This window comes from Stenotrophomonas sp. Steno-C17 (assembly GCF_056393165.1).
Window position 1 is genome coordinate 96,494 of record NZ_JBWJPD010000006.1, and the last position, 21,942, is coordinate 118,435.

25 protein-coding genes are annotated in these 21,942 nt (G+C 65.7%); 17 read left to right on the plus strand and 8 right to left on the minus strand.

The window, feature by feature from the left end; all coding sequences use genetic code 11:
• Positions 1 to 26 precede the first annotated feature (26 nt).
• Positions 27 to 3,419 (plus strand): XVIPCD domain-containing protein, encoded by a 3,393-nt coding sequence (locus tag AC06FA_RS07525; RefSeq protein ID WP_478067763.1) that lies wholly within the window; start codon positions 27 to 29, stop codon positions 3,417 to 3,419.
• A gap of 47 nt (positions 3,420 to 3,466) precedes the next feature.
• Here AC06FA_RS07525 and AC06FA_RS07530 read toward each other — a convergent pair whose 3' ends face one another.
• Both AC06FA_RS07530 and AC06FA_RS07535 read right to left on the minus strand, forming a co-directional pair.
• Positions 3,467 to 3,772: an energy transducer TonB family protein gene (locus tag AC06FA_RS07530; RefSeq protein WP_478067764.1), complete on the minus strand. Its 306-nt coding sequence runs from the start codon at positions 3,770 to 3,772 to the stop codon at positions 3,467 to 3,469.
• Between the two features lie 268 nt (positions 3,773 to 4,040).
• Positions 4,041 to 4,901: a hypothetical protein gene (locus AC06FA_RS07535; RefSeq protein ID WP_478067765.1), complete on the minus strand. Its 861-nt coding sequence runs from the start codon at positions 4,899 to 4,901 to the stop codon at positions 4,041 to 4,043.
• 216 nt (positions 4,902 to 5,117) lie between these two features.
• On the opposite strand from AC06FA_RS07535, the gene AC06FA_RS07540 reads away from it, so the two are divergent.
• From AC06FA_RS07540 to AC06FA_RS07565, 6 genes are all read left to right on the plus strand, one after another.
• Positions 5,118 to 6,044: an XVIPCD domain-containing protein gene (locus AC06FA_RS07540; protein WP_108751999.1), complete on the plus strand. Its 927-nt coding sequence runs from the start codon at positions 5,118 to 5,120 to the stop codon at positions 6,042 to 6,044.
• Positions 6,044 to 6,664, plus strand: coding sequence for a hypothetical protein (locus AC06FA_RS07545; RefSeq protein ID WP_478067766.1), 621 nt, complete (start codon positions 6,044 to 6,046; stop codon positions 6,662 to 6,664). The genes AC06FA_RS07540 and AC06FA_RS07545 overlap by 1 nt, the downstream gene beginning before the upstream one ends.
• An 82-nt stretch (positions 6,665 to 6,746) precedes the next feature.
• On the plus strand, positions 6,747 to 7,373 hold the full coding sequence (locus AC06FA_RS07550) for a hypothetical protein (RefSeq protein ID WP_478067767.1): 627 nt from the start codon (positions 6,747 to 6,749) through the stop codon (positions 7,371 to 7,373).
• A gap of 202 nt (positions 7,374 to 7,575) precedes the next feature.
• Complete coding sequence (locus AC06FA_RS07555) at positions 7,576 to 8,715, plus strand: YncE family protein (RefSeq protein ID WP_478067768.1); 1,140 nt, start codon at positions 7,576 to 7,578, stop codon at positions 8,713 to 8,715.
• Between the two features lie 142 nt (positions 8,716 to 8,857).
• On the plus strand, positions 8,858 to 9,433 hold the full coding sequence (locus AC06FA_RS07560; RefSeq protein ID WP_478067769.1) for a hypothetical protein: 576 nt from the start codon (positions 8,858 to 8,860) through the stop codon (positions 9,431 to 9,433).
• Between the two features lie 41 nt (positions 9,434 to 9,474).
• Positions 9,475 to 10,533 carry an XVIPCD domain-containing protein gene (locus AC06FA_RS07565; RefSeq protein WP_478067770.1) on the plus strand — a complete coding sequence of 353 codons (1,059 nt, stop codon included), beginning with the start codon at positions 9,475 to 9,477 and terminating at the stop codon, positions 10,531 to 10,533.
• A gap of 90 nt (positions 10,534 to 10,623) precedes the next feature.
• Here AC06FA_RS07565 and AC06FA_RS07570 read toward each other — a convergent pair whose 3' ends face one another.
• Positions 10,624 to 11,031, minus strand: a complete 408-nt coding sequence (locus tag AC06FA_RS07570) for an XVIPCD domain-containing protein (RefSeq protein WP_478067771.1) — start codon at positions 11,029 to 11,031, stop codon at positions 10,624 to 10,626.
• A 157-nt stretch (positions 11,032 to 11,188) separates the two neighbouring features.
• Here AC06FA_RS07570 and AC06FA_RS07575 point away from each other — a divergent pair, with 157 nt between their 5' ends.
• From AC06FA_RS07575 to AC06FA_RS07590, 4 genes are all read left to right on the plus strand, one after another.
• Positions 11,189 to 11,629: a hypothetical protein gene (locus AC06FA_RS07575; protein WP_478067772.1), complete on the plus strand. Its 441-nt coding sequence runs from the start codon at positions 11,189 to 11,191 to the stop codon at positions 11,627 to 11,629.
• 73 nt (positions 11,630 to 11,702) lie between these two features.
• On the plus strand, positions 11,703 to 12,188 hold the full coding sequence (locus tag AC06FA_RS07580) for a hypothetical protein (RefSeq protein ID WP_478067773.1): 486 nt from the start codon (positions 11,703 to 11,705) through the stop codon (positions 12,186 to 12,188).
• 137 nt (positions 12,189 to 12,325) lie between these two features.
• The gene (locus AC06FA_RS07585; protein ID WP_478067774.1) at positions 12,326 to 13,138 is read left to right on the plus strand and encodes an alpha/beta fold hydrolase; all 813 of its coding nucleotides are present in this window, start codon (positions 12,326 to 12,328) and stop codon (positions 13,136 to 13,138) included.
• A 23-nt stretch (positions 13,139 to 13,161) separates the two neighbouring features.
• Positions 13,162 to 13,332 carry a hypothetical protein gene (locus AC06FA_RS07590; RefSeq protein ID WP_478067775.1) on the plus strand — a complete coding sequence of 57 codons (171 nt, stop codon included), beginning with the start codon at positions 13,162 to 13,164 and terminating at the stop codon, positions 13,330 to 13,332.
• Positions 13,333 to 13,337: 5 nt separating this feature from the next.
• Here AC06FA_RS07590 and AC06FA_RS07595 read toward each other — a convergent pair whose 3' ends face one another.
• Positions 13,338 to 14,033 (minus strand): hypothetical protein, encoded by a 696-nt coding sequence (locus tag AC06FA_RS07595; RefSeq protein ID WP_478067776.1) that lies wholly within the window; start codon positions 14,031 to 14,033, stop codon positions 13,338 to 13,340.
• A gap of 120 nt (positions 14,034 to 14,153) precedes the next feature.
• Here AC06FA_RS07595 and AC06FA_RS07600 point away from each other — a divergent pair, with 120 nt between their 5' ends.
• Genes AC06FA_RS07600 through AC06FA_RS07610 form a run of 3 tightly spaced genes read left to right on the plus strand, consistent with a single transcriptional unit; the run spans position 14,154 to position 16,415 of the window.
• Entirely contained in the window at positions 14,154 to 14,789 is a 636-nt protein-coding gene (locus AC06FA_RS07600; RefSeq protein ID WP_478067777.1) for a hypothetical protein, read from the plus strand.
• Between the two features lie 55 nt (positions 14,790 to 14,844).
• Entirely contained in the window at positions 14,845 to 15,390 is a 546-nt protein-coding gene (locus AC06FA_RS07605; RefSeq protein WP_478067778.1) for an RNA 2'-phosphotransferase, read from the plus strand.
• A 56-nt stretch (positions 15,391 to 15,446) separates the two neighbouring features.
• Positions 15,447 to 16,415: a polysaccharide deacetylase family protein gene (locus AC06FA_RS07610; protein WP_478067779.1), complete on the plus strand. Its 969-nt coding sequence runs from the start codon at positions 15,447 to 15,449 to the stop codon at positions 16,413 to 16,415.
• 3 nt (positions 16,416 to 16,418) lie between these two features.
• Here the strand turns inward: AC06FA_RS07610 and AC06FA_RS07615 are convergent, their stop codons facing one another.
• The 3 genes from AC06FA_RS07615 to AC06FA_RS07625 form a co-directional block, all read right to left on the minus strand.
• The gene (locus AC06FA_RS07615; protein WP_478067780.1) at positions 16,419 to 17,261 is read right to left on the minus strand and encodes a class I SAM-dependent methyltransferase; all 843 of its coding nucleotides are present in this window, start codon (positions 17,259 to 17,261) and stop codon (positions 16,419 to 16,421) included.
• 117 nt (positions 17,262 to 17,378) lie between these two features.
• On the minus strand, positions 17,379 to 18,044 hold the full coding sequence (locus tag AC06FA_RS07620; protein ID WP_478067781.1) for a hypothetical protein: 666 nt from the start codon (positions 18,042 to 18,044) through the stop codon (positions 17,379 to 17,381).
• Positions 18,045 to 18,210: 166 nt separating this feature from the next.
• The gene (locus AC06FA_RS07625; protein ID WP_478067782.1) at positions 18,211 to 18,624 is read right to left on the minus strand and encodes a hypothetical protein; all 414 of its coding nucleotides are present in this window, start codon (positions 18,622 to 18,624) and stop codon (positions 18,211 to 18,213) included.
• A gap of 88 nt (positions 18,625 to 18,712) precedes the next feature.
• Between AC06FA_RS07625 and AC06FA_RS07630 the strand changes: the two genes are divergently transcribed.
• Positions 18,713 to 18,988 carry a hypothetical protein gene (locus AC06FA_RS07630; RefSeq protein ID WP_478067783.1) on the plus strand — a complete coding sequence of 92 codons (276 nt, stop codon included), beginning with the start codon at positions 18,713 to 18,715 and terminating at the stop codon, positions 18,986 to 18,988.
• A 179-nt stretch (positions 18,989 to 19,167) separates the two neighbouring features.
• On the opposite strand, the gene dmeF is transcribed toward AC06FA_RS07630, so the two are convergent.
• Positions 19,168 to 20,178, minus strand: a complete 1,011-nt coding sequence (gene dmeF / locus AC06FA_RS07635) for a CDF family Co(II)/Ni(II) efflux transporter DmeF (RefSeq protein WP_478067784.1) — start codon at positions 20,176 to 20,178, stop codon at positions 19,168 to 19,170.
• Between the two features lie 48 nt (positions 20,179 to 20,226).
• Here dmeF and AC06FA_RS07640 point away from each other — a divergent pair, with 48 nt between their 5' ends.
• The gene (locus AC06FA_RS07640) at positions 20,227 to 20,511 is read left to right on the plus strand and encodes a metal-sensing transcriptional repressor (RefSeq protein ID WP_478067785.1); all 285 of its coding nucleotides are present in this window, start codon (positions 20,227 to 20,229) and stop codon (positions 20,509 to 20,511) included.
• 101 nt (positions 20,512 to 20,612) lie between these two features.
• Positions 20,613 to 21,938 carry a GTP-binding protein gene (locus AC06FA_RS07645; RefSeq protein WP_478067786.1) on the plus strand — a complete coding sequence of 442 codons (1,326 nt, stop codon included), beginning with the start codon at positions 20,613 to 20,615 and terminating at the stop codon, positions 21,936 to 21,938.
• Positions 21,939 to 21,942 lie beyond the last annotated feature (4 nt).

A 21,942-nucleotide genomic window follows, 5' to 3' on the forward strand; every position in this document is an offset into this window, starting at 1 on the left:
CCCGTTCCACGGAAGGAGAGTGATTCATGGCTGGATACGCGACTGTTTTTCAGGATCATCACAGCATTGAGCAGCAGACGCTGAAGAACAGTCAGATCCTCTCCTTTCTTCAAGATAGTGGTAGGTTCGATATTCACGCTCAGGAGAACCGGATATTTCTGCCGGCGCATCCACAATTTGCTCATTCGTTGGGTGTTACCCCGCATAGCGGCGGGCCTTTGGGGGAATATCAGAAGCAAATGTTGCAGCGGCTGCGGCGGATCGAAGAGAGCATTGATGGCCAGGCTGCATTGAACGGTGACGTGTTGGCCGCTGATCGGGTTTCCCACCGAGTGGAGTTGCTCCGCGATACAGTCAGAGTCGGCCTGATCAATGGTGACCTTTACACCAATACCCCAATTGGGAAAACGTCTCTTCAGGCGAATGTTGATATCCAGAACTTCTTTCGCGGTATTCCGGCGTACTACCAGATCCATGTCGGACAGGTCCAGGCTTTGCAAGGGTTTACTGGCGTCGATCCGGGTTGGTCTGCCATCGTTCATTCTGAGTCCAAAGTTGTGGGGACGCTCACGCATATCGAGCACCTCAGCACTCCACTTACCCGCGGTGGAAACCTTGAGCTCCAGCGCAGTGGTCTTTCACTTGCGATAGCCAACGCCCACCGTGATGGACGCGTGATCCTCTCTGAGCCAAGTATTTTGGTGGTGGAACGGGTCCTTGGGGATGAGGCCGGTTATCAGGTACGCGCTGCTCGCTCCCAGCAAGGCGGCTTCATAACCCTCGACCTCCTCATAGGCGAAGCCTCCGCCAGCCAGCTCGTCCGCTCCGGCGGTCTGCTCGCCTCTGGCGTGGATGCCATCCTGACTACTCAACGTATTTCCGAGCTCTTGCGGCAGGGCAATGGCACGGCCGCCCAGTCCGAGTTCAACCACACGCTCGCACGCAGTGGCGGTGGCTGGATGGGGGGCATGGCCACGGCATCGCTCATCGGCACATCCAGCTTCGTGCCGGCGGCGGTGGTGGCGGCCGACGCGCTGTTCATGAGCAAGGCCTTCGACAAAGGCGCCGATCTTCTCGACAACCGCGCGGTGTATCACCAGAACGACGCGGCAGGTGTGCCTTGGAAGTTCGACGGCCTGAACTGGCAGCGCCAGGCGAAGCTGGAGAATGCCGCCGAACGTTCACCCAATGCTGTCGAGTTAAGCGTGGGTGCCAGCTATGAAAAGGCGCGTGAGCTGGGGGCCAAGGCCAGCGTGAGCGCGGTTGAGTTGGCGCTGGGCAAAGCGCCCGAGCCGCAGAACCCGTTCAGCCTCCCCACTGGCCCGCAGGATGTGAACGGTCTGGATAACCAGAACTGGCAGCGCGATCCGCAGACCGAGCAATGGATCCGACAGGTCAAGACGCACGTGGTGGGGGCCAATGATCGCGGCGTATACGAAAACCTCGTAGCCACCCCGGAGCGTGCGGTCGAGTTGAACCGGCAGGCCGTACAGCGCATTGAAGACAACATCGCGCATGGCAAGGCGGCAATTGCAGCCAGCTACTTGGAAGCGCGCGCGGCAAGCCGCGCCAGCGATTTCGTGCCCTTGGTGCCGGACGCCGTGGACGCGGCGCGTGCCAAGCCCGATGCCATTCTCGGGTCGGACAACACGCTCTATCACCGCGATGCGAGCGGGCAATGGTCCCACCGGGGCGTAGTGGCCCAGGGCAACATGGCGTTGGAGCTGGAGCTGACCCGAACCATCCAGCAGCCATCGCTGGATGCGCTCGAGCGCAGCCTTGCCGAACTGGAGGCCAGGCCGGCACCCACGAATGCGGAGATGAACCGCAACGAGGTGCGGCATAGATACGCCTCGGCCGGTATCACGCCTTCGCCGCAGTGGATGGACGCCATCGAGCTGGCAATGGAGCGGACACGCACTCAGCACGGCATCAATGGGCCCACGCTGCAGCAATTGGCGCCCGCGGTGGACGGCGTCGCGGGTGAATCGCGCGCCATCACCCATTACCAGGTGGGCGAAGACGGCGTGGCCCGGCCGGTTGCCACGACAACCACCGAAGAGCTGCAGGCGGCGTGGCGTGAAGTGCGCGAGCGCGCTGGCGAGCGTGCGCCTATACCCGAGTCGCCCGACCTGCGCATTGCCGCGCTGTCGCCGCGTGAACACGAGGCGTACCAGCAGGCGCTGCAGGAGGCGAATCGGCAGGGTTCGGCCACTGTGGATGCTGGAGAGGTGGCGTTGGCTGCTGCACAGCATGCCCGGCCAGACGATCCCGCACCTGCCGACGCGCGCGACGCCGTCGCCGAGGCACAACGCGTAGCGGAACGGCATCGCCCGCCCACGCCCGTGGCGCCGGCGGCTGCGCCTGCGCCACCAGTGCTGCCGCCTGGCTCAGCAAGGGAGCGCGATCCCAATGCACTGCTGCCGACGGACGACCCACGCACCTCCCAGCCTTCTCGGCAGGAGGAAGCTACTGCAGAGCCCGAGCGGCGCACCGAAGTCTCGCAGCGCCCGGCGCCGCAATCAGAGGCCGATAGTCCCGGCCCCACGCAGTCCGCGCCTGTGCCTGCCGAGCCATCGCTGCAGCCGATCCGCGACGCGACGCCTGAGTCACTGCCAACACAGACCGCGGTGGCGCCTGTCACTGCGCAGGTTGTGCGGGACGAGCCCTCTGAACGCGAGCCCGTTAGTCACGCGAACACTGTGGTTGTAGACCCACCACCGCCGCGCCCAGCGCCGGATGCACAGATGGAACCTGCAGGGCCGCTGCGGAACGATCCGGAAGCGGCAGAGGTTGTGCCAGAGGGGGCTGCGGAACACCCCACCGTCGATCACACCGTGGCGCCTGAGGGTGAGCCGGCCAAGGTCAAGCCTGTTCCAGCGTCCGACGGGGTGCTTGAGGAGGCCGTGACTGCAGCTCCGACACGCGCATCTGCGCCTCAGCCCAGCGCTGTTGAGCCGCTGCGGGGCGCGCCTGATGACACGACGAACCCCACGCGTCCGGGCCACGTCGACTACCCGCTTTACCAGCAGATCCGCGAGCGCGTGCAAGACCTGGACGCCCGCTACGGCCGTAGCTTCGATGCAACCAGCGAGCGGGTGGCCGCCAGCCTGCTGGTGCTGGCCAAGGACAACGACCTGGAGCGGGTGGACCACGTGCTGGTCAGCAACGCCACCACGGAGCATCCCGCTGGCCACAGGCTGTTCGTGGTTCAGGGTGATCCGGCCGACCCCGCCCACCGGCGGGCCGACATGCCCACCGAGCAGGCAGTGCAGACACCGGTGGAGGAGTCGCTGCAGGCGTTCGATGTGGTGAGCCGTGAGGCGGCCCAGCGTGCAGCGGCCAATCTTGCACAGCAGCAGCTGGAGGACGAGCGCGTGCAGCAGGACATACAGGTGCGTGCAGCCAGCGCGGGGTAGACCGCTTGCACGGCGCGTGCGCCCAGCGCCCGCCTGGCAGTCGCGTGTCAGTCCTCCACCAGAAACTGCACCTTCACCCGCAACCGCACCGGCACTGCAACGCCATCAATCACCACCGGCTCGAACCGCCAGTTGTTGACCGCGCTGAACGCCGCACGATCGACGTCACGCAGGCGACTGGAGCGCGCCACCATCACCGTGGTCACCACGCCGGTGGCATCGACATCGGCTGCCACGATCACTGGCAGCGCCGGCGCCTCGACATCGGCGGGCAGGCGCGGTGGCGGCGCGTGCAGCGTGGTGGGAGCATGTTCCAGTTCGAAGTCGGTGTTGTCACCGGGTTCTACAAACACTTCGGTAGTAACGCTTGGTGGTGCGGCGCCAGCCGCCGCGCAGGGTGTGCCAGTTGCGAGCGCCGCAAGTGCCAGCGCCAGTGTTACGTTCAATCGAGTCATCGGGAATCTCCTTCTGAGAGTGGGCCCTGCATTCGGCTGACGACAATCCGGATGCTGCGATCATCCACAGGCGCACGTAAACATCGTGGTTGGAACATGCCAGGCATCGTTGGTCTCCATGAATGGTGCAGGGTAGTTGCTACACGGCAGGTGGGATCTGCTGCATTCAGTGCTTTTCGAACCGTGCCATGGCGCGGCGGGTGGCAGATTCGATCCTCTTCCAGTCTTTCAGAATGACGCGGGGGTAGGTGGCAGTGATGGAGATGCTGCGGTCCACATCCACGAAATAATGTAGGCAACCGGCCACCCGACTATCGGGCGTGTCGCTGAGTCGATTTCCGGAAATCTTCAGGCCATCGGGAAAGTGGGCCTCGCTATCGCACTTGATGAACGTTGTAAGTGCGCCCTGGTCACTGCGCGCTATGTACCAGTCCTTCTCCATGCGGGGGTTGCGACGTTGCGGCATCCCTGTTTCCTTCTCCAGTGCCGCCTCGAAGGCGGGCATCAGTGCTTCGTCGATGGCATAGGGCACCAGCCCGAAGCGCTTGGGCTGGGGGAGTCGCAGGTCCAGCCGTTGGTTTGGATCGTTGCGCCATGCCGAAGTGGGCGTCGATGTCTGCTCCGTGCTCGTGTAGCGCTCCATCAGGCCGGTGATCGGAGTGCGGTCGATGTAAGAGAAACTGAGCACTACCGAGCGCTGGAAGTCTTCCATGGAGCGGTCCGGGCGCGTTCCCGGCGGGGCGGGGCCCAGGTCTGGCCATAGCAGGGTCAACCCCAGGCTTCCATCGAAGTAGGGACCCATCTGGTTATCGTAGTAGTTGGCGGGGAACAGGAAGCGGTGCGGGCCCAGCGTGGCTTCCACCGGGTCGGTGGTGTAGGTGTGTCCCTTGATCGTGCGACGCACGTTTGGATCCTCCGTGGCCCCGTCATCACGGCGACCCGCATCCATGGAGGTGGTGTTGACACACCCACTGAGCGCGAGCGCCATGGCAACCGCGATGGCGTGGCCCGGTGATGCCGTCTTCATGAGGCAGTTCCATTGCGCATGAGGAGGCCAACTATAGCCAAGCGCGGTGCCGCCGCGGCACCGCGTGCCGTGGCACGTTCCGGAAGCTGCCGGAATGCTCGCTGGTTCACACATTCAGCAAGCTGATTGCTGCACTCGCCGCCCCTCCACCTGCCGCTCCGCCCAGCTGTGCGATCATCCGGCCAGGACCGCAGTACCCAACAAGGCAAAGCAGGCATGGAGCAGGCAACCCGCTATACCGTCACCGTATTCCTGGCCGCGCCGGGCACCCCGCTGAAGAGCGGTGGCAGCTCGCCGCGCGGGCAGATGTTCCTGCAGGTGGCCGCCGGTGACGAGGCCCACAGCTATGGTTTCGCGCCACCGCGCCTGCCGCCGGGCGAGACCGCCAGCGGCGTGCAGTACGCGCAGGTGCGCCACGACGATGCCGACGAGCACGTGGACCCGTACTACAGCCGCACGCTGGAAATCACCGAAGAGCATTACGGCTGCCTGCGCGATTTTGCCGAGGAGCCGGCCGAGTTCGAATTCGATGTGGACCGCCCGGCGACCATCAACCGCTGCAGCGATTTCGTCTGGGCTGCGCTGAACTACGCGCGCTTGCACCCGCTGCCCGCGCCGCTGGATGGCGGCAGCGATCTGGGCGAGTTCGCGGTGCTGTTCAACCTGCCGGAAATCCAGTGCATCGCCGCACCGTTCCCGGACAGCGATCTGAACGCCGAGCATCACCATCCGATGCCCGAGCGCGAGGCCGAGCTGCACCGCCAGGGTGTACGGCCCGACGATCAACCGCCGCCCACACCCATTGAAGTGGCCGGCACGCTGCTGGACCCCTCGCACCCCGACCATCGGCTGTTCGCACAGCTGATCCAGAAAGTGGCCGAACTGGATGCCGCGCACGGGCGCACGTTCGACGACACCAGCCAGCGCATCAGCGCCAGCCTGCTGGTGCTGGCCAAGCAGAACAACCTGTCACGCGTGGACCACGTGCTGCTCAGTCGACCCACCCAGGACAGCCCCGCGGCCGGCAGCATCTTCATCGTGCAGGGTGATCGCAACGACCCTGGACACCGCCGTGCCAGCATCGCCACCGAAGTGGCGGCACAGACCGACGTGGCCGATTCGCTGCGTCTGAAGGAGCAGTGATGCGTGCAGCTGCGGCGTCTATGGCGCTTGCCTTGCTGGTGGCCTGCGGCAGTGGTTCGTCACCGGAAGCGCCGAAGCTGCTGAGCCGTGCCGAGGCCGATGCGCGCACGGTAGTGCCGTTTACCCGTGGCGTGCGTCTGGACAAGGCGGGGCGCATCGTGGATGTGACGTTCGATGCGCCTGCGGTGGTTGATCGGTCCGCCACGCCAACGTTGATCATCGGACTCAGAAGCGAGGGTAAGGAGCCGGCAGAGGCGCACGCAGTAACCGCCGCCATCGAGCGCGACGGGCTCAAGGCGCGTGTGGTGCTGGAACGGCTGGATATCCCTTCGGCCGAGCCCATTCCGTTGTGGCGCGTTGCCGACGACGGTCGCAGCCAGGTCAAGCTGTCAACGGACATCGTGGGTGAACGGTTATGGGGGGCGGATGTTGCGGTGAGTACCCTGGCCGAAGCGGGGCTGTATTCCCAACAGCTGAGCTATGACGAACTGCAGTGGGCCAGCGCGGGCCTCGGAGAGCCAGGCCGATATCGCCTGCGGATTGATCTGCTGGAGGATCGTCCTGATCTGGAAGGACTTCAGATGGATGTGCTGGTGGGTTACCAACAGCGGGGAAGGTAGACATGACGCAGTCTCAACAGCGGCACGATGGGCAGCGCCCGCAGGAAGAGCAGCAGTCGCGCGGGCCGCGCAAGGAGCCCTGATGCAGGCGATGCGTGCGGCTGCGGCATCTATGGCGCTTGCCTTGCTGGTAGGCTGCGGCGGTGGTTCGTCACCGGAAGCGCCGAAGCTGCTGAGCCGTGCCGAGGCCGATGCACGTAACGTGGTGCCGTTCACCCGCGGCGTGCGGTTGGATAAAGCAGGGCGGATGGTGGATGTGACGTTCGATGCGCCTGCGGTGGTTGATCCGCAGATGCCGTGGCTGAAACTTGGGTTGAGGGTGTACGGGCAGGAATCGAAGGACCCGTCAGTCGTAGACAACAGGGTCAGAGATGGCGGGGTGAAGCTGCGGATTCACCTTGAGCGTGTGGGCGCCGCGGGGGCGGAGCCCATTATTCTTTCAGTGCCATCCAGCGACGGCCGGAGCATGGTTCCTCTCCCCGCGGATGGCCGCGTGAATCGCGTGTCGCCTGGCACCGTGGATATCTTTCCGCTGGAGCGGGCTGGGCTGCTCACCGGGGAATACGCTTACCAGGTGCTGCAGATCGCCGATGCGGGCTTGATCGACGCGGGGCGCTACCGGGTTACGGTCGACGCTGTGGATGACCGGCCCGAATACAGCAACCTGCAGATGGAGTTCATTGCAGCCTATTACTCACTGGGAAAGTAGATCAAGCAGGATGCAACCGAGCGCTGGAGCGTAACCCTCTCCATGCCCCGCCCCGCCTGCAGGCGGACGCCACAGCCCCCACCTGCTACCATTGGCCTGCTAACCCAGCCAGCCCACCCTGCGCAGACAGATGCGGGGCGGGCCGTCGCAGTACGGCCCAGCGAGCCAGGACACCCTCCCGTGCCCTTTCAAGGATGCTCGCATGAACCGTTTGTCGCTTTTCCGCTCGGCCGCACTGGCCGTGGCCATCTCGCTCAGCGTGGGCGCACCGTCGGCCTTCGCCGATAACGCCGCCGCCGCCCGCACCACCACCGCCGTACAGCGCCAGGCCGTTGCCCAGGGCGTGTACGAGCTGGCCTACAGCCCCACCCAGAAGGCCGTGTTCGTTGCCTCCTCCGGCGGCTTCGGCGACAACGCCGGCCCGTCGCAGGTGCTGCGCCTGGACCCGACCACGCTGGCCGTGCAGACCCGCATTCCGCTGGAGCGCAAGGCCTTCGGCGTGGTGCTGGATGACGCGCACAACCGCCTGTACGTGGGCAACACCGTGGACACCTCGGTGACCGTGGTCGATACCGCGCAGAACAAGGCCGTCGGCACCGTGCAGCTGATGGAAAAGAAGGTGGGCAAGGATGGCAAGGCCAGCTACACCCACGACCTGCGCGAGCTGGTGGTCGACAGCGCGGCCAACCGCCTGTACGTCACCGGTCATTCCGGCGAAGGCAGCGTGCTGTTCGTGGTGGACACCACCACGCTGAAGCTGATCGACACCATCCCGGGCCTGGGCAAGGCCAAGGCGCCGGGCCTGGCGCTGGATGCCGCCAACAAGCGCGTGTACACCAGCAACCTGCTGGCCGATCTGGTGGTGGTGGGCACCGACGCGAAGAAGGTGGTGGCCGAGCACAAGATCGCCGCCGAGCAGCCGATGAACATCGCGCTGGACCCGGACGGCAAGCGCCTGTTCGTGACCGACCAGGGCTCGGAAATGCTGCGCAACTACATGACCAAGAGCAGCGAAGGCTTCACCAGCAAGCACCCGGGCCAGCGCGTGCTGGTGCTGGACCGCAACACCGGCAAGGAACTGGCCAGCATTCCCACCGATGCCGGCCCGCTGGGCATCCTGCTGGATGCACCGCGCAAGCGCCTGTACGTGACCAACCGTGAGGCCGGTACCGTGACCGCCTTCGACAGCAACAGCTACCAGAAGGTGGCCACGTACGAAGTGCCCACGCACCCGAACAGCCTGGCGCTGGATGCGAAGAACAACGTGCTGTACGTCAGCATCAAGAACGGCGAAAAGGATGCCAAGGGCAGCGAAGAAAGCGTCGCCCGCATCCAGCTGTAACACGGTAGCGCCGGGCCGTGCCCGGCGGCTTTCCGCAGCAAAAGGCAGGGTGCAGACCCTGCCTTTTTCGTTGCCCGGTTGCAGGCGCCACGACGGCCCGCTACGGTTGCACTCCATGGCAGGGAGCCAAAGGATCTGAATCGTGCTGGGTATCCATCGCTGGCTGCGTGCTGGCCTGCTGTTCACGCTGTCGGGCGTACTGGGCGCCTGCAACAACCGCATACCGAATGCGCCGGAGCCGCTGGATCTGGTCAAACCCATCGACGTTGCCGAATCCGGCCAGGCCGTGCGGTTCGAGTTCGAGACGAATGCCCGAAACTTCCATCCCGGGCGACCCTATGTGCTGGACCTTGAGGTGCAGCGACATGGGCCGGCGCATGACACTCCGCCCGACATCAGCAGCGCTCACGTTCCCCTTGAAGTGTCCATGCAGCACTGGGTGGCAGGCGCCTGGAAAGACGTGGCCACCGCTGACATCTATCAGGAACGGGCGCGCAACCTGGCAGAGCCGCTGCCTCAATGGCATGCATCGCCCGACTGGCGCTATGCAATGCAGATTTCAATGGACGCCACTCACTACCGGTTGAACGTTGTCACTCTGCCGCTGGAGATGGACGCCCGCTACCGCCTGGATGTGCGCACGGTAGAGCCGAGTGCCGTGCTACGGGGTTACCCGGCACAGCTACGGATACATGCCGACCCTCTCTCTGGAAAGTAATCACCCCCTGAGCCCTGAAGGGAATCAAAAGGATTTTTCCTATGGATAAGCCGCGTTACACCGTAGAGATCGTCATCGCTGCACCCGGTACGCCGTTGGTGGACGAAAAGGGGAAGCAGAAAATGGATAACGGGGTTCCGCAGACCTCTGCGCCCGGCCATATGTTCTACGTGCTTCGTGGCCCGGAGGGTGCCAAGCACAGTTTCGGATTTGCGCCGGTCGAGCACGGAAGCATGTACGGGCCCGGTACGATCATGAAGACCGATGCGAGCGAGTACAAGGATCCCCGATACAGTCGCACGCTCGAAATCAGCGAAGAACAGTACAAGAAGCTCAAGGCGTTCGGTGAACATCCCGATACGTTCGGCTTTGATCTGAAGTACCAGGATGTGCGCAACAACTGCGTGGACTTTACCTGGGATGCCTTGAACCACGCGGGCATCCAGCGGAAGAAGAGTCTGGACGTGAATGTGCTGGGAGGCGCCTTGGGTCAGTTGGTTCCCGACGTCCGCATTCCCTTGGACAGCAAGGGCGAAGGCAAGGATGCGTATCGACCGCTGCGCAACATCCATGGTGTCGAAAGCATCGATGCGCCTTTCCCGGACAGCAAGCTCAACCGGACGACAACCCATCCGCTGCCGAAGCGCAGCCTGCAGCAACACTTGCTGAGTGATGCCGACGGCATGCCGGAGCCCGCAGGCGATCATCCTGCCCGCCACAGCAACGATCCGCTGCTGGCGCAGATCAACCAACGTGTTGCGGCGCTGGGCGCAGACAAAGGGCTGTCGTTCGATCACGAGAACACCAGCGCCAGCCTGTACGCGCTGGCCAAGGCCAACGGTTTCCACACGGTCGATCACGTGCTGTTGAGTGAACGGACGCCGCAGGCCGACGCCGCACAGACCATCTTCATCGTGCAGGGTGAACGCGGCGACTCGGCGCACCTGCGCGCCAGCATGCCCACCGCCGTAGCCGCGCAGACGCCAGCGGAGACCTCGTTTGCCCGCGCCGAGGAGCTGTCGCAGGTCGCGCAGGCGCGCTCGCAGGAAGAACTGCAGCAACGGCAGGTGCAGGAGCAGTCCGCGCCGCGCATGGGGTGATGATGTGCGCATGGGGCGCGTGGCAACGAGACGATGCCACGGCCCCGGCGGGGCTTTTATGCGCCCCGTGCAGCTTCACCGCGGGTTGCTTCAGCCCAGGCGGTGCGCCGGGTTCTGCTGCTGTTCCTGCTCGCGGGCCTGCTGTTCGACCTGCAGATCCATGCCCGGCTGCTGCGCGGTGATGCCCAGCTTCTGCAGCGATTGCTCGGCCGGCACCTGTGCCGCTTCGGCGGTGGGCAGCATGGCGCGCAGGTGGGCGGGGTTGGCCAGGTCACCCTGCACCACGAAGATGTTGTGACCGGCCGGGTGCTGCGCGGTCGCGTTGCTGACCACCACGTGGTCGACGCGTTCCAGGCCCTGTTCGCGGGCCTTCACGGTCAGGCTGGCGGTCAGGTTTTCGCTGGTGGCATCGAAGTCACGGCCATGCTTTTCGTCCAGCGCGGCCACGCCCTGGCGGATCTGCTGGTGGAGGCTGTAATCGGGGTGGTCAGGGTTCATCGGGTGCTCCGTGCGGCCGCGTCTGGTTCTGGGCTGGCAGTGTAGAACGCCAGTGGCTGCGTTGGTAACCGGTTTGTTGCTAGCCTGTGCACCTGCGGCGCAGGGGATGGCGCGCGCAGGGTTTCCAGGACGCTTCGGGGAGAACGGCACGATGGACGTGCACACATTCAGGCGCCGGCTGCTGGGCATGGGGATGCTCGCACTGGCAGGGTCGGTTCATGCACAGGCGTTGCCCGCCGAGGGCGATGACCCCAGTTGCCCTTCACAGGACTTCGCGCAGTTCCTGCGCCATTTCAGCAATCCGGCCGATGACCGGGTGCGCGTGCGCTACACCACCGATCCGCTGGAATACGAGACGCCTGCCTATGGCGCGGCCAGCGAGGGTGGCCCGGTGGCCACGGAAGTGCAGCGGGAGGCGGGGCCGGCCCGGCTGCGCCGCCTGCGTGGCGCCACGCTGCGTGCCACCCCGGCCATCACGCCGCTGGCCGAGGGAGGGCAGCAGGTGCTGCTGGGCGACGACGCGCAGGCCGAGCAGTACACCTTCGCGCGCCGCTATGGCTGCTGGATGCTGACCCGGGTGACCCGCCCGCAGGGCTGACCCCGGCGCCGCGCACGCCGGGCCAGCCGATGCTACTGTGCGGCCATCGCAACCTCAGCCTGTGGGGTACTGGGTGGACAAGGAACGGTCTCTTCCTGCGGTACTGCGTGGCCTGCGCATCAGCCTGGTGCTGGCCACGGCGCTGGTCCTGCCGGGCTGTGTGCCGGTAATGAAGTTTCTGCAATGCCACCACTTGTATTCCTATCTGAACGAAGGTGAGCGCCGCGACGAGGTGCTGCGCTGGGCCGATCGGTATGTGCTGGGTCAGCCGTCCAGCAAGTACCGGCTTGGCATCGGACAGTTGGTTGGACCGGGCAGGGACACGCTGCGCGACCTGCCGCCCTTACCGCCGGAGCTGCGCGGCAACGAGGTGCGCCTGGTGGCCGAGCGGCCCGATGGTATTTCGATCATCTTCATTGGTGGGCGTTCCTACCAGGGCCTGTGGATCAGCCGCGACCGGATGCCCGGTGCGGTGGCGAAGGTGCCCGGGTTGGCGGACGATTTCACGCAGTCCGAGTACGCCGGGCGCGTGGCGGTGCAGTGCTATCACCAGCGCTGACCGGACCGGCAGGAAGGTGATGGGCCCGCCACCACGCCTGCGGCGTGCACACGATGTCACGACCACAGCCGATTCCCTCACGGTGGCTATCGGTGGGGCTGCCTAGGGTAGGTGCCTCCTTCCCCACGGGAGCTGCCATGACTGCCCCTTCCATCCGTCTGCATGTCGAGGACACCGGCGGTACCGGTCGTCCGGTCATCCTGATCCACGGCTGGCCGTTGTCGGCCGAAGCGTGGAAAGCCCAGGTGCCGGTGCTGCGCGATGCCGGCTACCGCGTGATCAGCTACGACCGCCGCGGCTTCGGGCGTTCGGAAAAGCCGGCCGACGGCTATGACTACGACACGCTGGCCGCCGATCTCGCCGCAATCATGGACGAGCGCGATCTGCGCGACGTCACCCTGGTCGGGTTCTCGATGGGCGGCGGCGAGGTGGCGCGCTACATCGCCAACCACGGCCAGGACCGCCTGCACAGCGTGGTGTTTGCTGCCGCAGTGCCGCCGTACCTGCTGAAGACCGATGACAATCCCAACGGACCGCTCAGTCAGGCCGACGCCGATGCCATGCGCGCGGGGCTGCAGGCCAATCGGGAGACGTTCTTCGAGGGCTTCACCCGCGACTTCTTCAGCGCCAATGGCCAGTTGATGGTGACCGAGGACGCCCGTCAGGCGGCCATCGCGCTGTGTCACCAGTCCGACCCGCGCGCGGCACTGGGCTGCATGCAGGCCTTCGCCACCACCGACTTCCGCGCGGACCTGGACAAGGTGAGCGTGCCGACGCTGGTGCTGCACGGCGACAGCGATGCCACGGTGCCGCTGGAGGGCTCGGGCGCACGCACCCACAAGGCCATCGATGGCAGCGAACTGGTGGTGCTGAAGAATGCACCGCACGGCTGCAACACCAGCCACACCGACGACTTCAACCTGGCCCTGCTGACCTTCCTGAAGAAGTAGCACGGCACAGGCATACTGCCGCCATGGCCAGCCCCCGCACTCCGCCCTGGAAGAAACCCAACCCGAAGGGCCAGAAGTCGCAGCCGCTGTCGCCGGCGCAGAAGGAGGCCGCGCGGCAGCGTGCCGAGGAAAACGGCCGGCGCTATCCGAATCTGGTGGACAACATGTGGGCGGCGAAGCTTCCGCGCGGTTGAGGGTTTTACCGCGCTGCGCGGGGGCCCCAGGGCCGCCAGCCGCTCTCCCGCCACGGCGCCACGCTGCGTTCTGAGATCACCGCAGCCTTCGCGGCTGCTGGTGCAAGCGTGCCCAGCGCCGTGCGCAGGCGCTGGGCATCCACGGGTTGGCCGGTGGCGATCTGCAGCCGGCCGCCCTGGCGGCGCACCTGCACGGGAATCACCGCATGGGAGTCGGTGGGAGGGCCGAAACGGCTGCGCCGGTAGCGCATGCTGATCGGTCGCACCGCCTGCACGAGCACGGGGCTCCAGGTCTGCAGCAACGCGTCCTGCTGTGGTTCGTCGATGGCAATGTCGATGACGGTGGAGGGATAGCCCACGGTGCTTTCCACCATCAGCTGGAAGCGCGCGCCCTCCGGTGTCAGCACGGCACTGCCCACCGCCACCCCGATGATCATGGCGACGGTGATCAACAGCCAGTGCCGCGGTGCCGGCTGGGGTACCTGAAGGTGTGTCAGATTTGGCCTGCGGCGACGCATGCGACGGTAGCGGCGCTTGGCTGCCGGATTGTCCAGCAGGCTCTCTGCCGGCAACGGAATCTGCTGCGCAGGCAGTCTGGCCAGGCGCGCATTGATCCAGCGCGACGCCAGCAGCGCCACGAGCACGCCCAGCAGCAGCGGCGCTGCAATGCGAACGAACAGATACAACCCCAGCATCGGCATCCCTCCTGTGCAGGTCGCACATGATGGCGTACCCGAGCGCGGATGTCGCATCTGCCAGCCGACAGCCGCCGTGTGCTTGGCTAGCATGCGCGTCCTTCAAGGCAACGACGCAGGTGGCCGATGACCGCTTCTCTCGGCCGGATCTTCGGGCCCGGCTTGATGCTGCTGGTGCTGCAGTGCGTGTCGCTGCTGGCGGTGGGGTTGGAGGTGGGTTACTTCCACCATCGGGTTTCACTGCTGCTGGAGCCGCTGTCACCGGCCTGCGGTGGCGAGGACGCCACGGAGCGCATGCAGGTGGCCGAACACCTTCTGGCGCGTGCCAACGCGCTGGACGATTGGGATCCACTGGCCTGGGTGCCCGCCACCACGCTGCTGCTTGCACTGGCCGGGGCGCTGGCGGCAGCGTTGGAGCAGTGGCAGCGCAGCAGTGCGACGTGCCGGGCCAGTGCCGGCCGTCTGGTGGGTCTGCAGGTCGCCGCCCTGGTGCTGGGCGGCGCCATGCTGCATGCCTTCGATCGCGTCTGGCAGGGGTACATCACCCTGCTGCCGGCGGCCTGCATGTCCGATGTGCTGATGCGCAATGAAACCTCGCTGGCCGCATCAAGCGCATGGATCTTCCATGTCTTCGGCGCGGCGCGGGCGATGCCGCCGCACACGCCGGATACGATGGCGATCGTGCTGTGCGGACTCTTGCTGGCATCACTGGTCGTGGGCATCTGGCTGTGGCGGCAGGCACCGGCGCCGTCGGCTCTGTAGTGCACGCGCAGGTCGGGTGCTGGCGTTGCGCTGTCGGGTACGGCACGCTATGCACATGGAAAAGGATGTTTCACTGACACAGGCCAGCAAGTTCCTGAGCTTGGTACTGCGGCATGAACCGCAGAGGATAGGTCTGCAGCTGGATGCACAGGGCTGGGCCGACATCGCCGATCTCTTGCAGCGGCTGGCCCTGCACGGCCACGCGCTCGATCGCGCCGCGTTGCAGCAGCTGGTGCAGAGCAACGACAAGCAGCGCTTTGCGATCAGCGAGGATGGCCTGCGTATCCGTGCCAGCCAAGGGCATTCGATTGCCGTGGACCTGGGGCTGCAACCGTTGGAGCCGCCCGCGTGGCTGTACCACGGCACCGTGCCGCGCTTCCTGGATGCCATCGCCACGCAGGGCCTGCGCCCCGGCGAGCGCCAGCACGTGCATCTGTCGCTGGACCGGCAGACGGCGCAGCAGGTGGGCGCGCGCCGTGGCGCGCCGGTCATCCTGAGCGTTGACGCCGGCCGCATGCATGCCGACGGCCACCGCTTCTACCGTTCGGCCAATGGCGTGTGGTTGACCGACCACGTGCCACCGAAGTACATCGCCGGGTGAAGCGCCCGGCCCGCGGCTGTTGGCCGCGGCAATGCTGCTGAAACCTGGAGGAGTGAATGCGTTCGTTGCTGCGTGCCGTGCCGTTGTTGTTGCTTTCGCTGGTGGCGCATGCCGCCGAGGTGGACCGTCGTATTGCGGTCACCATCGACGATCTGCCGTGGGCGCGGCTGGACGAGATCGTTCCGGCCGATCTGCCGCAGCGCCATGCCGCGCTGCTGGCGCAGCTGCACCAGGCCAATGTGCCGGTGGTCGGCTTCGTGAACGAAAACAAGCTGGAAGTGGATGGCCAGGTGCAGCCGCAGCGCGTGCAGATGCTGCGCGACTGGCGCGATGCCGGCTACGCGTTGGGTAACCACACCTATTCGCACATGGATCTGAATGCCAAGGGCGTGGCTGCGTTCCAGCAGGACTTCCTGCGTGGCGAGCAGACGCTGCGGCCGCTGCTGGCCGAGCGTGGCCAGGCGCCGCAGTGGATGCGCCACCCCTACCTGCGCGCGGGGCGCACCGCCGAAGAGCGGGCGCAGATGGACGTGTTCTTCCAGCAGCACGGCTACCGGGTGGCGCCGGTTACCGTCGACAACGGCGAATGGGTATGGGCGTTCGCCTATGCCAACGTGATGAACGAGCAGGCCGATTCGCCGCAACGCGAGGCGCTGCTGCAGCGCCTGCGCCGTGGCTACGTGCCGTACATGCTGAACAAGGTGGACTACTACGAACGGCAGTCACAGGCGCTGCTGGGCTATGCGCTGCCGCAGGTGTGGCTGATGCATGCCAACGAACTCAACGCGGCCACCTTTGCCGAGCTGGTGGCTGCCACCCAGCGCCGGGGCTATCGCTTCGTGTCGTTGCAGGAAGCCTTGCAGGACCCGGCGTATGCACGCGGTGCCGAAGGCTACAACGGTCGCTACGGTCCCAGCTGGCTGCACCGCTGGGCGATGGCCGAGAAGAAGCCCAAGGACTTCTACGCCGGTGAACCGGTGGTGCCGCAGTGGGTGAAGCAGCTGGCGAAGGTGGACTACGAGTGAGCGTCAGCGGCGCACGGCCAGCACGCCGTCCAGCGCCAGTTCGGCCTTGAAGCCGGCTTTTTCCAGGCGCTTGGCCACCTCACGCGGCACATCGCGGCCGCTGGTCAGCTTGTTCGGCGCGCCGGTGTAGTGGAACAGGCGCCCGCCCTTGCGGATCACGCGGGCCAGGTGGTCGTAGAACACCTGTGAGTACAGTTCGCCGGCAATACCAAAGCGCGGCGGATCGTGCAGGATGGCATCGACGCTGTTGCTGGCCACCTGTTCGATCTGCTGCGAGACATCGCCCTGGCTGAACTGCAGGCGCCCGCCTGCCGCCGCCGATTCCGGGTCGGGCGACCAGGGGTTGAGCGTGCGCAGCCACATTACGTCGGCGTTCTTTTCGAACGAACGGATCTGGCCGACACCGGCTTCCAGCGCGCAGGCGGCGAAGTAGCCCAGGCCACCGCAGGTATCCAGGATGGCCTTGCCGGCCGGCGCCACCAGTTCCACCTTGCGCCGCGCATCTTCGAACGGTGACAGCTTGGAGGTCGGCAGCATCTTGATGCCGTCGATCTCGAAGGTCGGTGCGCCCCATTCGGTGGGCACCAGCTTGATGAGCGAGCCACTGAAGCGGGAAATGGGCGCGAATTCCTCGCCATCCCAGTAATACAGCGTGCGGTCCTTCAGCTTGCCCGGCCAGGGGTAGTGCTGGCCACGGAACTGGAAACCTTCGGCGGCCAGGACGACCGTGTCCTGGGTGCGGTCCAGATCCAGCGAGCCCTGCCAGTCGCCCGCGCCCTTGTCGTGCGCGCGCTGCAGCGCCAGCGCGCTGTCGCGGGTGAGCAGGGGACCGGAGTAATGGGGCACGGCGGGCTACCGGGGCAGGTGGGGGAGGGCATGGTACCTGACCGGCCGCAACAGCGTGGGGGAGGTGGCCACAGTCACGCTGCACCGGACGGGTCTGGTTACTTCAGGTAGATTGGGTCAGCGAACGTCGATAGTGCCAGCATTGCTCCCGCAGGTCTTGGGAATGCAACCTTCCATACCTGTATTCAGGCTGCGCTGAGTCATCTCAATGCAGTTGATTCCGGCAACATGCTGTCCGTCGAAGGCCGAATCGAAGAACTTGTTGTAGTACGTCGAGCATCTCCTGTTGTCGACCTGAACGCTTCCACGAAGTTCGCCAGGAACTGAACTGCTAAAACGTATGACGCCTTCCGCAAAGAAGTTCTGGCCCACGGATGCCTGACCGTTGGGTGCTGAGGCGAACACATAATCAGTGCTCTTGAATGCCTCTGAGTTGCTGCTGACGTTCGCGCTCGAACAGTGGAATGCGGAAGCACCCTCACCTTCGGTGATCGCTTCACCGGTCGCTGGATCCATGCCGAATTTTGCACAGTATGCGCGGTGATACTGCTGGGTCTCCTCAGTCTGTTCGCTGAAACGGTAAACATATTTACCCTTGCTGTTCAACGTCAACGATTGATGGACTTGGACCGTGTGCCCAAGGAAGTCTGGCCATTCGCTCGGTGCTGTAATCGTCGCTGGTACTGTTTGTTCGACTACGTTTCGTCCGGCTTCTGCACCTTGGGCTGTGGGCCAGCCGATGGAAGTGGAAACTAGAAGCAAGTAAATGGAGATGCGCTTCATGAGGAACCTCGGGTGTGTGGTGAGGTTTCATCATGTTGCTGTGTGCTCGTGCGATTCCGTGGCCCGTTGTGCGGATTCAACGAATTACAACTTTCCTCATTGGGCCGATCTTGTAATCCACAATTCATCCCACGGTTGCCGTCCCGCGGATGCCGCACACGGCGTATCAATCGCACTTCACCGCGTACACCGGGCCGGCACCGATCAGCAGCAGCGCCATGTAATCGCTGTCGCGGGCCTTGGCTTTGAGCGCAGCGCCATCCTTTGCGTAGAACAGACCGAAGCCGCCGGCGCTGCGGATCAACGCGCTGTCGATCTGCTGCGCATCGTCGGGGAAGTACGTGCCGATGTCGCTGCGGCTGGCCTTGTACAGCGCGTTGGGTTCACGCTGCCAGCTGCCGTTGCGTTCGAAGGAGACGAAGTACTGGCCGCCTTCCTTGTCGATGCGGAACTCGGCGGCGCGGCGCGTGCTGGTGGCGAAGCAGCCCAGCAGCGGGTCGCTGGAGAACGGCAGATGGGTATCGCCGCTGCACGCGGCGAGCAACAGGGCACCGGGCAGCAGCAGGCCGAGCATGCGCATGGGATGTCCCCACGGGGCGGGTGCGGCTAGTGTAGACAGCAGTCGGGCGCGGCCCGTGCAGAAAATCGGCAAGAACGAGGGAGCGGCGATGGCACAGGGCAGGGCACCGTGGTGTGGGCTGGCGAGCTGGCTGGGGCTGGTGGCCGGCTGGGGGGCAGGCCGTCTGGCCGCCTGGGCGTTCGGCGCCAGCGCGCCGTCGGCGGGGCTGGGCGTGGCCGTGCTGGCGTCCGTGCTGGTGGGCGGCGGATTCGCCGTGGCCGCGCGGGTGCGCGGGGAGCGCCATGCGTGGCTGGGGATCGGCGGTGCGGCGCTGAGTGCGTTGCCGCTGGCGGTGTATCTGCTGCGGATGATGCTGAAGCTGTGATGGTCCAGTCGAGCGTGGCTGAACGCTACGAAGGCAGCGCGCTTCTGTAGAGTCGAGCCATGCTCGACTGGCGCTGCGCAGAGCAGTCGAGCAAGCTCGACTCTACGGAGGCAGCGCGCTTCTGTAGCGTCGAGCCATGCTCGATTGGCTCTGCGCAAAGCAGTCGAGCAAGCTCGACTCTACGGTGCGTTGGTCCGGCGGTGGATTTCCAGGGTGACGTGCACCAGCTCCTCGTGCACGCCCAGCGCCCCGCGCAGCATATCGGCGTCGAGCGTGGCATCGTCGGTGACCACGCTGGCGGCCACCGCGTATTTGCCGCGCCCCACCTGCCAGACGTGCAGGTCGGCCAGGCGCGCCTGCCAAGGGCCCTGTTCAATCACTTCACGCACCTCGGCCACCACCGGTGCATCCATCTGCGCATCCAGCAGGATGCGGCCGCTGTCGCGCAGCAGGCCGATGGCCCATACGGTAACCAGCACCGCGCCGACCAGGCCCATCACCGGGTCCAGCCATGCCGCGCCCCACAGCTTGCCGCCCAGCAGGGCGACGATGGCCAGCACCGAGGTCGCCGCATCGGCCAGCACGTGGATATAGGCCGAACGCAGGTTCAGATCGTGCCCGTGTGCGTGGTCATGACCGTGGCTGTGATCGTGACCGTGATCGTGGTGGTGCGCATGTGCGTGGTCATGGCCATGTCCGTGGCCATGTCCATGGTGATGGTGCGCATGGCCCGGGCTGTCATGCAGCCACCAGGCGCACAGCAGGTTCACCCCCAGCCCCACGGCAGCGATGGCAATGGCTTCGTCGTAATGGATGGGCGCCGGTGTCCACAGGCGCTGCAGCGACTGCGCCGCCATCAGTGCGGCCACGCCCAGCAAGGCAATGGCGCTGGTGTAGCCGGCCAGGATTTCAATCTTCCAGGTGCCGAACGCAAAGCGGTGGTCGTGCGCGTAGCGGCGCGCACACCGGTAGGCGAACACCGACAGCCCCAACGCCAGCGCGTGTGAGCTCATGTGCCAGCCATCGGCCAGCACCGCCATCGAGTTGAACCACCAACCGCCCACGATCTCCACCAGCATCATGGCAACGGTCAGCCACATGGCGCGGCGCGTGTTGCGTTCGGCCAGCGGATTGCCGTCGTCGAAGCGGTGGTCGTGGCGGCGTGCGGCCGCAAGGGCGTCGAGGTGCATGGGGGCAAAGGAGTGGATGGGTACCCCCCTAGGGTATATGATTCGCGCATGGGACATGTACACACACAGCGGAAACAGTTGCTGGCCCGGGTGCGCCGCATCGGCGGCCAGGTGGCGGCGTTGGAACAGGCGCTGGATCGGCCCGAGGGCGAGGCCGCCGATTGCGCCGGGGTTCTGGTGCAGGTGGCCGCGGTGCGCGGGGCGGCCCACGGCCTGCTGATGGAACTGCTGCACGAGCACCTGCAGGAACACGTGGTGGCTGCCGAAGACCCTCAGCAGCGTGCGGCCGAGGCCGAGGTGCTGGTGGAGCTGCTGCGCCGCTACGGCAAGTAAGGGCGGTCACCGGTTACGCCGGGCCATGCCCGGCGGCAGCACTGTGGGCTGAGCCGGAAATGTTATACAGTAACATTTCCATCCGCAGCCTTCCGCCCCGCATGAACCCTGTTTCCCGCGCCGACCGCCGCCTGCCGGTCACCGTGCTGTCCGGCTTCCTGGGGGCCGGCAAGACCACCCTGCTCAACCAGATCCTGCGCAACCGCGACGGCCTGCGCGTGGCCGTGATCGTGAACGACATGAGCGAGGTCAACATCGATGCGCAGCTGGTGCGCGACGGCGGTGCCGCGTTGCGCCGAACCGAAGAAACCCTGGTGGAGTTCAGCAACGGCTGCATCTGCTGCACGCTGCGCGACGATCTGCTGCAGGAAGTGCGGCGACTGGCCGACAGCGGCCGCTATGACTACCTGTTGATCGAGTCCACCGGCATTGGCGAACCCATGCCGGTGGCAGCAACCTTCGCGGTGCGCGACGAGCACGGCTTCAGCCTGGGCGATATCGCACGGCTGGACACGATGGTGACGGTGGTCGATGGCAGCGCGTTCCTGGCTGATTTCGGTTCGACCCTGCGCCTGGCCGAGCGCGGCCAGCAGGCCGGCCCGGACGATGATCGCGGCGTGGTGGATCTGCTGTGCGAGCAGGTGGAGTTTGCCGATGTGATCGTGGTCAGCAAGGTGGACCAGACCGACGATTACGTGCTGCAGGACACGCTGGCGGTGCTGCGCGGGCTGAACCGCGAGGCCAAGCTGGTGCTGTCGCGTTTCGGTGATGTGCCGCTGAGCGAACTGCTGGATACCGGTCGTTTCGACTTCGAGCGCGCGCAGCAGGCGCCCGGCTGGGTGAAGGAGCTGCGTGGCGAACACACGCCGGAAACCGAGGAATATGGCATCGGCAGTTTCGTCTACCGCTCGCGCCGGCCGTTCCATCCGGGGCGCTTCGCGCGCGTGCTGCAGCAGGGCATGCCGGGCGTGATCCGCAGCAAAGGCTGGTTCTGGTTGGCCAACCGCATGGACTGGGTGGGCGAACTGAGCAGCGTGGGGGCCGCCACCCGGACCCAGGCCGCCGGCTTCTGGCATGCCGCGCGAGAGCGTGTGCGGGCGGGCGAGGAAGACACCACGCCGCTGCTGTCGCCCACGCCGTTGCCGTACAGCGACCTGGGCTGGGCGCGGCAGCAGGCCGACTGCTGGAGTGCGCCACTGCCTACGGCTGCCGAATTCGCGGACGACGCCGCACATGCGGCCATGGCGCGGGTGTGGCACCCGCTGTGGGGCGACCGCCGGCAGGAGCTGGTGGTGATCGGTGTGCACATGGACGAACGCGCCGTGCGCGCGACCCTGGATGCGTGCCTGTTGAATGACAACGAACTGCGCGCGGGCCCGTTGTTGTGGCAGCAGCTGCCGCAGGTGTTCCCGGTGTGGAAGCGTTGAAGCA